Raw genomic sequence first — 12,519 nt, 5'->3', positions numbered from 1 at the left:
CAAGTGAAAATATACATTTCGGGACCAATGACAGGAATACCGGAATACAACTTCCCGGCATTTAATCAAGCAGCAGACTATCTCAGAAGATCGGGTTATGAGGTAATTAACCCGGCAGAATTCGGAGATCCCTTGTTAAGCTGGGAAGCCAATATGCGCCGGGCAATCAGAGGGATGATGAAAGCAGACAGAGTAGTTGTTTTGGAAGGTTGGGAGAAATCCAGAGGTGCAAGAATTGAAGTCGAACTGGCTGAAAAGCTTGATATTCCAGTAGTCAATATGTTTGAGAAAGCGGTGAATGGATAATGGACAACTTAGAAGAAATCACAGGGGTAATGAGTTTAATGGCCGGAGAACTGATTGACGCGAATGAAAAATATCCTTTGTTTGCTTCAGCACATGAAGGCTACGGGGTTATGGCTGAAGAGTTCCAAGAGCTATTTGATGAGATCCGGAAAAAGAAGCCTGATTATAAAGCAATGCATGACGAGGCGATACAATTGGGCGCTATGTGTATGAAATTCATTTTATCGATGGAAGGATGGGTATAAGTTATGACGAAGAAAGAACTCCAGGAATTTTACTGGACCCAGAGGAATATCGAAAAGTTGGAAAGCAGGATAGAGGAGCTTGTCGCGTTTGCAACAAAACAAACTACCAGAATAAAAAATGACGCGGATTCTATACATGGTACTGGATTTAATGATCGTCTGGGTGATATTATGGCAGAATTAACAGATCTGAAAACGGAGCTGCAACAGCAGTTGCAGGAAGCTTTGAATAAGCAGTTAGCTATTGAACAGTCCATCATGGATTTACCTGAACGCGAGAAATATCTTATTCGGGCAAGGTATATCGAGCGAAAGAGTTGGGAAGAAATTGCGGTTGATATGAATTATAATTGGAGATGGATTCATAGGCTTCATGCAAAAGCTTTAAAAATGTTAGCCTAAAAGAAGCCAGTAAAAGACACATCAATATGTGATATTATGGTAACGAGTAAAGGCGTCCGAAGGGGCGTCTTTTTTCATACTCTCTTTTCTGCGAGGGGGATACATGGAAACTATTGCAAAATGTTGGCACTATAAGCCAAAAGATAAAACCCAGAAAGCTAATTGCATTAACTGTAATCATTGGACCGGCAAAGGGTGTAAAGATCAGCAGTTATTGATCGATAAATATCAGGAAAGTGAAGCCTTTAAAGCTTATGATCACATGATGCGCAGCAATAAAGGCGTAACCATTGAATAATCAGAGGTGATCACGGTGGCCTTAACAGCAAAACAAGAAAGATTCGTCCAAGAATATCTTTTAGACTTAAATGCAACTCAAGCGGCTATCCGTGCTGGGTATTCTCCAAGAACCGCAAACAGAATAGCGGCAGAAAACTTGTCAAAACCTGTCATTCAAACAGCAATTCAGGAAGCAAAAAATAAACGAGCTGAGAGAACAGATATCACAGCTGATATGGTCCTGCAGCGTTGGTGGGATATCGCCACAGCTGACCCAAACGAGATTGTACACATTCGCCGAGTCTGCTGTCGGCATTGTTTCGGGATAGGTCATCAGTACCAATGGCGTGATGAAGAAGAATACCAGCAGGCGGTACAATCAGCGATTAACTTTGCAAGAGAATCAGAAAAGGAACCTGTTATTCCTTCAAATGCTGGCGGGTACGGATATGATCGGCTGCTCAGGCCTCATCCAAAATGCCCATATTGCCAAGGTGAGGGAATAGCGGAATTCCACGTTGAGGATACTCGGGATTTAAGCTCAAAAGCAAAACTGCTTTATACTGGGGTGAAACAAACAAACGCCGGAATAGAGATTAAGATGCAGGACCAGGAGAAGGCTTTGGAGAATGTTGCCCGTCATCTTGGTATGTTCGTTGATAAATCTGAAATAAAAACGGATCAGAATATCAACGTGATATTTGGCATCCCGCGTCCGGCTAGGGAATAGCACATGGATATCACTGTTCAATATGAGCCAAATGCAAAACAAGCTACTTTTCATGCCTGCTCAGCGGATGAAGCCGTATACGGTGGGGCAAAAGGGGGAGGAAAAAGCTGCGCCCTGGTAATGGAAGCTCTAGCTTACGGGTTAGAGAATGCCGGTGCAGAAATGTACATCTTCCGTGAAACCTATGATGATTTAGAGGCTAATATCATCCGAGAATGGAAAGAGAAAGTCCCAAGAGAGCTTTATTCCTATAACGAAAGTAAGCACTTTGCCGCCCTGATAAATGGGACAGTAGTCAAATTCAGATACATCCGCAACTATGCAGACGCAGAAGGCTATCAAGGCCGGTCAATGGATTGGATCGGCGTAGATGAACTAACTAAACACGAAAAGAGAAGCATTCAGGTGCTTCTTTCTTGTTTGCGTTCACCAAAAGGGTTCAAGCCAAGGTTCAGGGGAACATGTAATCCTGGCGGCATTGGCCATTCCTGGGTGAAAGAAGATTATATCGAAGCAACAGGGTACGGGGTAAAAGAAATGATTGATCCGGTTACTGGGAATAAGCGTGCTTTCATCCCGGCTAAAGTCTATGACAATGACGTGTTAATGAAAAATGACCCGGCATACGTCAGAAGGCTTGAGAACTTACCGGAAGATCAAAAGAAAGCCTTTCTTTATGGAGATTGGGATATCTTCACAGGCCAATATTTTGGCGAATTCAGACGGGATATTCATGTTATAGATCCTTTTGTTATCCCGGATAGTTGGCGTAGGTATCTTGCCCTTGATTATGGATTGGATATGCTGGCAGCTTACTGGATTGCAGTAGATGATCACCAAAAAGCCTACGTTTACAAAGAACTGTATCAAAGTGGTTTAATTGTTTCTCAGGCTGCCGAAGCAATTATAGGCATGACCAATGAAACAATATATCAGTATATTGCCCCGCCTGACCTTTGGAATAAAAACAGGGATACAGGAAAAAGCACGGCTGAGATCTTCGGAGATAATGGTATATGGCTGGCTCAAGCAGATAACAACCGGGTACAGGGCTGGTACAACCTGAAAGAATGGCTGAAGCCCTATGAAGATGAACAGGAAAGCAAAACAGCATCGCTCGTCGTTACCAATAATTGTGCCAATCTTATTCGGACTCTTCCTCAGCTCCAATATGACGAGAAGAACCCGAATGATGTAGCGACCGAACCGCACGAACTTACTCACGGTCCAGACGCAATACGCTATTTTATTGCCGGTAGACCTTGCCCGAAGATACCGCAAAAGAATGGACAGCCGAAGAGACTTATTGATCAGCTCAAAAAGAAATCCAAGGTAATAATGTAGCACCCTAAAAGGTGCTTTTATTGTGAGGTGAACCCATTGGCATTATTCAGCAGGGGTAAAAAACAACCCAAAAAGGAGAAGCTCCAGTCCGTCAAGTTGGAATCTGGCAGAATTTATGACTATTCCACACCTGATTCTAGGGTGAACACTATTCGCTATTTGTACGCCTACGCAATGAACCAACGCCAGGAACAGGTAGATAAATGGCTTAAATTTAACGATTATTATGAGGGCCGACACAAAACGCAGCAAGAAATAAAAGACAGCTGCGAAGAAAGAGGATTACCCTTTGTCCCGGCTATAATCATGGACCCTTTCATTCATGTGGAATCTCAGATCATTCCCGATGTTCCGGACTTTGAATTCCGTGGCCGTGATGATGACTTGGACAGCATGAAAGCAAAGCAGCGGCAATATGTTGTTCAGTATGTCGTAGAAGATAACAAACTGGCAAGCATGAACACCCAAAACGAACGACAACTGAATAAGCTTGGCAATGCCTTTTGGAAAGTCGCCTTTGATTATTCCCTCATGGACGGTCAGGCTCAAGGTAAAATCGTCATCGGCAATCCTGACCCGGCAAATATCTTCCCTGACCCTTCCGCAGCCGAGCTGGATGACTGCGAATACATCGATTATGTTTATCGTCTGCACAAAATCAAAGCCGGAAGAATCTTTGTCGAAGATCTGAAACGCTTAGGAATAACCGTCTTTGACTTGGCGGCTGACGGATTCCACAGTCAAACCGAAATCTATGACACCACCACTCACGATGTCATGACTGACACTCTTCAAGTTATAGAGCACTGGTTCAGGCAGCCGTTTGACGGCTCAGACACCTATGAGTATGTCGTAGATGGTAAGACGATCACCGAAACAGTAACCTGGGAAAGCGGCGACATTGCCTGCTCAATCATCATCGACAACAAGGAAATCCGGTATATCCCCAAATACTGGCGCAACACCGGCAGGCAAAACAAGCTTTATCCCTTTGTAAAATACTGCAAAATCCCAATCAATAAGTCGTTCTGGGACCGCTCTGAGCTTGACCCAATTCTTGAGCTTGTAGATTCTGCGGATAGAGTTCTTGCCACGACGATACTCAATGATAATTTCATGGGTAACGACATTATCCTCATGGATGAAAACGCCTTATCTGATGAAAGCGAAGCAGAGAACGTCCCGGGAGCGATTTGGAAAACCAAGCCCAATCAGATAAACAACGTCCGCAGGCTTGGAGGGCTTGGAAATCTAAACGGCGGCTTAAAAGATACAATCACCTTCATTCGGGACCATATCAAAGAAACCGTCGGCAATTACGATGTCAACCAAGGCGGCAGTCCTCCATCAAACGTCAAAACTCTTGGCGGCTTGGTCGAACTCAGACAGCAAGGGGAGAGACGGCAATCCCTTAAGAAAGCCGACCGGACAGCTGGCTTTGAACTGCTCTATGAACTCATTGACTGGACGACCTTAGAATTTTATGACGATGACAGGATCATCTTCCTGGGGGCAACAGGAGAAGAAAAAGAGCCTGATCCAAGTCAGCTCATGCAACAGGATCCAAACCAAATGACTCCCCAGGCGAATATGGACAGATCCAAAGGTCCTGTCATCTTTAGATTCAACTCAGGGAGGTATGCAAGAGACGGTTATTTTCCCAAAGTTGATGCAGTCGTTCAGGCCGGTGACGGAGTCATAAACAGCAAAGCCTTTACCCTGAGTGCTACTGAAACGATAGCAAATATGAAAATAACCCAGGAGAATTACAAAATCGTCGAAGAAATGATCGACATCATGCAGCTGCCAAACCGTAAAGAAATCAAGCAATATCTCGAAGAATACTTTGCAAACCAAGCTGCCCAATCTTCTGGAAACGCTCAGCAGACAACAGCAATAAACCCGGCCATACAGCAGTTATTACAAAAAGCTGGAATCAATCCGCAAGACTACCCAAAATATGTTGAAATCCTCCAAGGCCTGGATGCTGAGGAATTGGCCCATTTGCAGGAAAACCCTGAAATACTCACTCAAATGGTGCAGGGAGGTAATTTGAATGCTTCCTAGGAACAGCGTCAAGAAGAAAAAAGAGTATCGAATCCACGAAAGATTAAGCAATGGGCAATTCATGAATTTGTACTTCTCAAAGCATTGCCATAGCTCCGGGATTCATATTTGGAATGTCGGGCTTTATATCTCTTCAAACACCAGAGAAGCAAATAACTTCTGGCTTGGTAAAAAAGTACCAGCTAAGATAACCGGCAGATGCGGAATCGAAGGACTAAAGAAAGCGTTTGACTTCATCATGGAATTTGCGCAGAGCCTTGGGATAAAGGATGAACTCCATGTCGGCTGGGAAGACGACAGAAGGAAATATGCCTACAGGTATTTGCTGAAAAGGGGTTTTTTAGTAGACGAAGATCAAGGCTTTTACCATATCAGAAACATGCAATACCGGGAGCCTGGTGAGAGCTCAGTAAATACTTTAAGGAGTGGAGTTTACCATGCAGTGTCCTAAATGCGGATGCACACTATCAATTGGTGTCACGGAAATGACTTTCGAGAATGACGATACTCCGGACAAAGAAACAATCGCCTATAATAATCTGCCGATGATCTGCACGAATAAAGCCTGTGACCTTTACGGAGGGAAGGACTTAACCAAGCCGGATCAGGTGGTTCAGGTCCTTAAACAAAGAATGAATTGAGGTGAGAAGATGAGCAAAACAAAAGCCCTCCCTGGTAAAAGCAAAACACCAAACGGAAACCTCGCAAAGCTTCAGGAAATCATAGGTCCTCAAAAAGCCAAAAAAAAAAAAGCAAATAAATAAAAAGGAGATAGTGAAATGACAGGTTTAATCGAAGGTAGAATAGTTCATTATGTTAGGAACAATGACCACGTTCCGGCGATTGTCGTTAAAGTGGAAAACAAAGAAGAAGGAGTCGTAAACCTCCAACTCTTTGAAGACTACAACGGAATATCATATGTGCTCAGTGCTGGTTATTCCGAAGAACCAACAGAAGAAACATGGCACTGGATTGAGCAGGAAGAAACTGCTGAAGTAAGTCAAGATCCCCCAACAACCTAAAAATACTTGAAGCCGAGAGGCTTATTTTTATTGCCAAAATTGGGCTGACGACCTGCAAAGACAGGGAAGCATAGTCCGACAGGACTTTAAACAGGGGGCCAAATGGAATACCGGATAATCTGCAAGTATTATTCCGTGGAAAATCAGGTAATCGAGATTGGGAAAATTCAATTACCTGAAAAGCCAAAACCAGGCGAAACAATCTTCATTGAAGATGACAACGGAATAAGAATTTTCGTTGTCCTTGAAGTCATTCGCCAGTACTACAAAAGCACAGAAACAGAAGGAGAAATTCTTTCCAAAGACGTTTATGTGCATGAAGTTATGTATGCTCCGTTTGAGGGCATTGACGACAGCCGAAGGCTGGAAGTAAAAGCCGACGGGCTAAAAACGGGAGGAAATATCAATGATTGACGAAACCGGCAAAGTAACATTTAACGAGCAAGAACAAGCGGAACTCGACCGCATAATCGAGGATAGACTTGGCCGCGAGAGAAGCAAGTATACTGACCATGATGAAATTAAGGGTGTTGTGGAAGAGCTGCAGGCTTTTGGATATCAAGGTACTGCAAAGGAAATCCGTGAGGCCATCAAAACACAGCGCGAAGAGATTGCCAGACAGCAGGAACTTGAAGAGCTTGAACAAAAGGCCAAGGCCATGGGAGACAATACTTCTCCACAACTTCTTCAAAAAATTGAGAAGCTGGAGAATGAACTCAGTCAATTAAAGGGTGAACGCCAAGCCCAAAAACAGGCGGATGACCAACGCAGACAGGCAGACGAAGCCTGGAATAAACAGGTCAAAGAAATGACGGAGGCTTATCCGGATATTGACCTGGACGAATTAGCCGAAGATCCAAAGTTCAAACGCTTTGCCAAAGGCAAAGGGATTCCCCTTAAAGAAGTCTATGAGGACTTTGTTGAATTCATCGGTGAAGCGGAAGCGGATACCATCGCCAAAGTTAAGTCCAAACAGGAACGCTCCACGGGAAGCGGCAAGGGAGCAGTCCCGCCCGGAAAGAACCACGGACTTAACAAAGAGCAAATGGATCTCGTTGACGAATGGAACAGAAAGAATCCCAGAATGAAAATGTCTTATCAACAGTTCGCTGATAAGCTGAACAGATAATGGAGGTATAACCATGAAAGTTGTATACGATCAGTCCGGCAGTCAAGTCACGGCCATGAGAGAATATGACATTGCAACCAATACCGCTGTAGCCTTAGACCAGGTTGTCAAACTCTCCAGCGGAAAGGTTGTTCTGGCCGTAGCCGGTGAAACATCCCCTATCTTGGGAATTGCCGCTGAGGCACATTCCGGCAGCGCAGACACGCTGAATCCCCGCGCCAACGGGCTCAGAATTAAAGTGTTTGACGCTCCTACCCAGATTTATGAATGCCCGGCTCCGCAGGTCACGGCAACCGGCGGCTCCACCACAACCTTTGTTGCCTCAACCATTGCCGGTTTCGCGGATAATGACTTTGTTGGCAGCAAGATGAAGCTCATCCAAAAAGGTGCAAGCAGCACCATCACGGATCCGGTCGGCACAGTTTACCCGATTACCGGCTCAACGGCTGCATCTGGAACCATGACCACCACGACAACCATCACTGGTGGATGCTCGGCAGGGGACATTTTCGCAATCTTCCCACCGGTTGGATTCCAGAAAGGCAACTTTGATTCTGGTATCAGCAAGCTTGTTTTGACTGCATCCGCAGCCATACCGGTTCGTGTCGCCAACTCTGATACCGACCGCAACACAATCCAGTTCGAGCCTGCTCTACACCAGCATGGCAATAAGAACTCCTAATTAACTGATTAACATACGAAAGGGTGAAATAGATGGGTATTTCAAACGTAAATACTGCCTGGAAAAATGACCTGTATCCGCTCATCGAGCAGACCTTCGATTATCAGTACGAGAACTTCATGAACATCATCAAGCAGGTTGTTGAAGAAGATGACAACAAAGCAATCGACTACCGTCTGGAAGGTCTTGGTGGTTATGGCGAGTTACCGGACTATGACGGCTCTCAACTGATAGGCATGAACCAGAAACGCGGATTCGTGACTATCATCAACCCAAAAGAAAAAGCCGGAGCGATCGACATTCAGAGACGCTATGCCAACGTCGATAAATCCGGAGAAGCCAAAAAGGCGGGAACCAGAGCAGCCTATTCTGTTGCGATGACGGTATATTTGGCAGCGCTCAGAATGTTTGGCCGTGCGTTAAATGGTAGTTATCTGGGAGGCGACGGGAAAACATGGGCGGCCACGGATCATCCGGTAGCGTCTAAGGGAGATGCCAATGGAAACAGCATCGCTGATCCTGATGCTGGTACCTTCTCCAACCTGATCACTCAGACCTTGAGTGTATCGGCAATCACTGCAGCCCAAACAATGGCGAATCGCTTTGTCACTCCGGACGGACTTCCGTTCAAGTGCGACATGTCCGGTAACGGATTGCTCCTTGTTTCTCCTGAACTCGAACCGAAGGCCAAAGAAATCTGCGGTCCTAACAGCAAGCTGATTCCGGAAAAATTGCCTGAATCTGCTGAAAACGGTGCAAACCCTATCTATGGTCTGCAATACATCGTCATCGGCGGTGGTGCTGACGGATTCACAGCTAAACAGTGGGCAATCTGCGACAAAACCCTACTTCCGCAGGTCGCAAAGATCGTCTACGTTGAACGGCCAACAGTATTAAGAGCCAATCTGGACAATCCCCTGATTGCCAGAATCGTTCCTTATGCTGACTTCGGCGTGGGCTTCGGGGATGCCCGTCCAATTATCTTCTCTAATCCGTGATAATAGGGGCTTTAAGCCCCTTCCATAGAAAGGATGTGAATCCATGCCTAGAAGTTCTCAGAAAATGACCAATTCCAAGTACGGAATTTGTCTGGATATGAACGGAGACGGTGGTTTGACGGATGAAAAATTCATCCCCGGCAGCCGCTTCGAAGTACAGTTCCCGAACTTGGCAGCAGCGCAAATTCCTGGACTATTTTGGACAGCCCCATACCCTTGCAAGGTAATTCGTGCTTATGAACGGCATGTCACTGTTGCAGGCCAGGCAGGGACGATGCAAGTCGAAAAGACACCATCCGGGACAGCACCGGGATCAGGAACTGCTACGCTTGCAACTGCCTTTGATTTAACCAGTACGGCTAACACGAATGTAAGTGTCAGTGCCTTAACCACTGCCGCCGCTCAGTTGGCAGCCGGTGATTCCTTATCAACCAAGCTCGCTTCCGGTGCTGCAACATCTTATGCCGGTGGGTGCTTATCCGTCGTGCTTGAGTGGACGTAAGAGGGAGATTTTCTCCCTCATTTCCACTTTTAATAAAGTATTTGGAGGTTTGGATAATGTACAAATACATTGAACCCTACGCGATTAAGGAGATAATCAACAACGCTGCCATAACCAACAGCGAAGCGACAGTTGCTATTAACTGCCGTAAGTTTATGATTGCCAACACAGGGGCGCAGCCGCTCTATTTCAAGGAGAAAGCGATCGACAGTGTTGCTGCAACAGCAGCGAATTCCATGCTGGTTCCTGCCAATACGGTATTTCCTCAGATCCTCACAGCACAGACTTTATCTTTAATTTCCAACGCAACAGGGACTTCATACGCAATCATGGTCCTTGATATGTAATCCGGGAAGGGGTGTTTCTAAATGAACTACGGTCAAGCCAGAGATAAGACAATAAAACTGCTCAATAGCTATTCAAACGCCGGTAACATCACTCCGTTGACCGAAGGTAACGTCTTAGATTACACCCTTCGGATGCCAGCTCTATTCGATGCCTCACAGATTGAAATAGCAACAACGGCAAAATACATTGACGCGATTCATACGGTCAGTCAAATAGCTTCGGACGATACTAGCTACACTGAATACACCATGCCAGCTAATTTTTTCAGGCTGGTAAAGGTAGAAAAAGACTTTGAAAAGATCCCCTTCCTCTGGAGAGGGAAAAACAAATACGCCGTCAAAAGCGATCTGGATGGGGACATAGATTTCTTTTACTATGCCTACCCCGCAACAATCCCGGATTCCGTCGCGGATAACTATAACTTTGAAATTGATGAAGAGGCAGCGCAGGCCATGCCTTATTATGTTGCTTCCCAGCTTTTAATAGATGACCCAATCAATAAAACCGTTTCGAGTAAGCTTTACTCAATGTACCAGGGCAAGCTCATGAACCTGACAAGTCCAAAAACTCAAGGCGCAAAAGCCGTAAAGAATACGATGTATAGGGGGTAAGGGAATGGCATTTAAACAAATCGCTATGCCGGTTACAAAAGACCCGGACCCCAACGAATGGCGGCTAAATCAACTCAATGGCGGCGCAGTTTACACGGATCTGCCCCAAAGGATTAGAGATAATCAAAGCCCGGATATGCTCAATATGTGGTTCAAGGAAAGAGCCTTGACCAAAAGGTATGGTCAGGAAATCTTCTGGTCTGGACTGCCGGGACCGATATTGCAGGTTTATAAGAAATTCAGTGGATATGCAATAATTCACAGCGGAACCGGACTTTATAAAGGTGATTATTCCACTAAAACAACAACGCTGCTCTATAACTCACTGACTGCCTCAAAAGGTAGTTTTTTTGTGTTTAAGAACAAAGACACCGGAGCCAGCATTCTTTACTACCTTAACGGCCATGAATATGTCCAATACGACGGAACGACCGTTACAGTACCGACCGGATACATTCCCTTAGTCGTAACCGGCAGGGCACCGACCGGCGGTGGGAACATCCTCGAACAGTACAACCGCCTGCAGCCAGGATTCAAAAACAGCTTTAGCGGAAACGGATCGGCAACGGCCTATACATTAACCTTAGCCAATCTAGATGCAACTACCGTAACCTGTACGATCGGGGGAGTCGCGAAAACCGAAGGAACAGACTTCACGGTCAACCGCACGACTGGAGTCGTTACGTTCACCACCGCACCGGCGACCGGAACGGATAATGTGGTTATCACGGCTTATAAAACAGACAGCGCAGGTAAAGCCGTAATAATGGCTTGCAAATATACGGAGACTTTTGGCGGTAATAACGATTCTAGGGTATTTGTTGCCGGAGACACCACAACGTATTACTATTCCGGACTTCTTGATCCGACCTACTTCCCGGAAGACCAGTACAACAATGCCGGAGTAGATGATACCAAAATCACCGGCTTTGGCAAACAATATGATATCCTGGCCGTATTTAAAGAGCAGTCCCTTTATTCCGTCACCTATTCTTTTGATGGTACAGATGTAAGTTTCCCGATGGTCCAGCTTAGCGATTCCGTGGGTTGCGACATGCCTAATACCATCCAGCTAATAAATGATCATCTTGTCTGGTGTAATACCTATTCCGGAGCCCAGATTCTGACCTCAACTACATTGAAAACTGAAAAGGACATCAATCCTTTGAGTGAAAACATAAACGGCACCCTGCAGAACCCCGGACTCTTGAATGAGTCTCTTTCGGACTTGCAAAACGCCTCGTCCATTGATTTCTTCGGTATGTACTGGCTTTGTGTGGGCTCCAAGGTCTGGGCTTGGGATTACAGCATTACACCTTATACCAATACAGGAAACCAGTATGACGACCAAATACGGCTGTCCTGGTTCCCGTTCGATAACATCAACGCCAACTGCTTCTTCGGGATGAATGACGATCTCTATTATGGTGACAGAACCACAGGCCAGATCGTTCATTTCATAAACAATTACAAGGATTTCGGATTATCAATCACAGCCTACTGGAGAAGCAAGCTGCTTGATTTCAGTTACTTCGATTGGACGAAGGTAATCCTAGAACTTCGGTTCGGAACAAAGAGCGATACTTATACCACGATCACGACGAAATACTTCTATGATGAAGATGACCGTGAAGACTCAACCAAAGATACCATCGCAAGCTTCCGGTGGGATAATTTCCATTGGAATTTGTTTACCTGGCGTGTTATCCGGTTTGCCCGGACCATAACCAAGAGGCCAAAGATTAAGAATACGGTTTATTTTGCTGTAGAATTCTCCAATGATATAGCCGGTCACAACCTTTCTATCTTAGACCTGGCTATAATCTGGATGCTTTACAGAAAAGTGAAATAGGG

18 protein-coding genes are annotated in these 12,519 nt (G+C 45.3%); all 18 read left to right on the top strand.

The features are described 5' to 3' along the window. Positions 1–3 precede the first annotated feature (3 nt). The 18 genes from A7D23_RS02455 to A7D23_RS02370 all read left to right on the top strand — a co-directional run bounded on the left by A7D23_RS02455 (position 4) and on the right by A7D23_RS02370 (position 12,517). Positions 4–306 carry a DUF4406 domain-containing protein gene (locus tag A7D23_RS02455; RefSeq protein ID WP_207644963.1) on the top strand — a complete coding sequence of 101 codons (303 nt, stop codon included), beginning with the start codon at positions 4–6 and terminating at the stop codon, positions 304–306. Further along, the gene (locus A7D23_RS02450; RefSeq protein ID WP_068883130.1) at positions 306–551 is read left to right on the top strand and encodes a hypothetical protein; all 246 of its coding nucleotides are present in this window, start codon (positions 306–308) and stop codon (positions 549–551) included. Before A7D23_RS02455 ends, A7D23_RS02450 begins: the two co-directional genes overlap by 1 nt. 3 nt (positions 552–554) lie before the next feature. Further along, on the top strand, positions 555–953 hold the full coding sequence (locus A7D23_RS02445; RefSeq protein WP_068883128.1) for a sigma factor-like helix-turn-helix DNA-binding protein: 399 nt from the start codon (positions 555–557) through the stop codon (positions 951–953). A 103-nt stretch (positions 954–1,056) separates the two neighbouring features. Further along, a complete protein-coding gene (locus tag A7D23_RS02440) occupies positions 1,057–1,251 on the top strand; it encodes a hypothetical protein (RefSeq protein ID WP_068883126.1) in 195 nt (64 codons plus the stop codon). A 15-nt stretch (positions 1,252–1,266) separates the two neighbouring features. Then, the gene (locus A7D23_RS02435; RefSeq protein ID WP_068883124.1) at positions 1,267–1,962 is read left to right on the top strand and encodes a terminase small subunit; all 696 of its coding nucleotides are present in this window, start codon (positions 1,267–1,269) and stop codon (positions 1,960–1,962) included. Between the two features lie 3 nt (positions 1,963–1,965). Next, entirely contained in the window at positions 1,966–3,306 is a 1,341-nt protein-coding gene (locus A7D23_RS02430; RefSeq protein ID WP_068883122.1) for a phage terminase large subunit, read from the top strand. Positions 3,307–3,342: 36 nt separating this feature from the next. Then, complete coding sequence (locus A7D23_RS02425) at positions 3,343–5,373, top strand: hypothetical protein (protein WP_068883120.1); 2,031 nt, start codon at positions 3,343–3,345, stop codon at positions 5,371–5,373. Further along, on the top strand, positions 5,363–5,824 hold the full coding sequence (locus tag A7D23_RS02420; protein WP_068883118.1) for a hypothetical protein: 462 nt from the start codon (positions 5,363–5,365) through the stop codon (positions 5,822–5,824). Before A7D23_RS02425 ends, A7D23_RS02420 begins: the two co-directional genes overlap by 11 nt. Continuing rightward, complete coding sequence (locus A7D23_RS02415) at positions 5,811–6,014, top strand: hypothetical protein (RefSeq protein ID WP_068883116.1); 204 nt, start codon at positions 5,811–5,813, stop codon at positions 6,012–6,014. The genes A7D23_RS02420 and A7D23_RS02415 overlap by 14 nt, the downstream gene beginning before the upstream one ends. Positions 6,015–6,152: 138 nt before the next feature. After that, on the top strand, positions 6,153–6,395 hold the full coding sequence (locus tag A7D23_RS02410) for a hypothetical protein (RefSeq protein ID WP_068883115.1): 243 nt from the start codon (positions 6,153–6,155) through the stop codon (positions 6,393–6,395). Positions 6,396–6,497: 102 nt separating this feature from the next. Next, positions 6,498–6,809 carry a hypothetical protein gene (locus tag A7D23_RS02405; protein ID WP_068883113.1) on the top strand — a complete coding sequence of 104 codons (312 nt, stop codon included), beginning with the start codon at positions 6,498–6,500 and terminating at the stop codon, positions 6,807–6,809. After that, complete coding sequence (locus A7D23_RS02400) at positions 6,802–7,524, top strand: hypothetical protein (protein WP_068883111.1); 723 nt, start codon at positions 6,802–6,804, stop codon at positions 7,522–7,524. The genes A7D23_RS02405 and A7D23_RS02400 overlap by 8 nt, the downstream gene beginning before the upstream one ends. Before the next feature lie 13 nt (positions 7,525–7,537). Then, on the top strand, positions 7,538–8,206 hold the full coding sequence (locus A7D23_RS02395; protein WP_068883109.1) for a hypothetical protein: 669 nt from the start codon (positions 7,538–7,540) through the stop codon (positions 8,204–8,206). Between the two features lie 32 nt (positions 8,207–8,238). After that, the gene (locus A7D23_RS02390; protein WP_083221854.1) at positions 8,239–9,204 is read left to right on the top strand and encodes a hypothetical protein; all 966 of its coding nucleotides are present in this window, start codon (positions 8,239–8,241) and stop codon (positions 9,202–9,204) included. A 43-nt stretch (positions 9,205–9,247) separates the two neighbouring features. Further along, entirely contained in the window at positions 9,248–9,706 is a 459-nt protein-coding gene (locus A7D23_RS02385) for a hypothetical protein (RefSeq protein ID WP_068883106.1), read from the top strand. A gap of 56 nt (positions 9,707–9,762) precedes the next feature. Continuing rightward, the gene (locus tag A7D23_RS15945; protein WP_068883105.1) at positions 9,763–10,053 is read left to right on the top strand and encodes a hypothetical protein; all 291 of its coding nucleotides are present in this window, start codon (positions 9,763–9,765) and stop codon (positions 10,051–10,053) included. Positions 10,054–10,074: 21 nt separating this feature from the next. After that, the gene (locus A7D23_RS02375) at positions 10,075–10,665 is read left to right on the top strand and encodes a hypothetical protein (RefSeq protein ID WP_068883103.1); all 591 of its coding nucleotides are present in this window, start codon (positions 10,075–10,077) and stop codon (positions 10,663–10,665) included. A 4-nt stretch (positions 10,666–10,669) separates the two neighbouring features. Further along, positions 10,670–12,517 carry a hypothetical protein gene (locus tag A7D23_RS02370; RefSeq protein WP_068883101.1) on the top strand — a complete coding sequence of 616 codons (1,848 nt, stop codon included), beginning with the start codon at positions 10,670–10,672 and terminating at the stop codon, positions 12,515–12,517. Positions 12,518–12,519 lie beyond the last annotated feature (2 nt).

This window comes from Dehalobacter sp. TeCB1, from assembly GCF_001707455.1.
GTDB lineage: Bacteria > Bacillota > Desulfitobacteriia > Desulfitobacteriales > Syntrophobotulaceae > Dehalobacter > Dehalobacter restrictus.
Note: the sequence above shows the minus strand (reverse complement) of the source record. Positions and strands in the feature narration are given on the sequence as shown.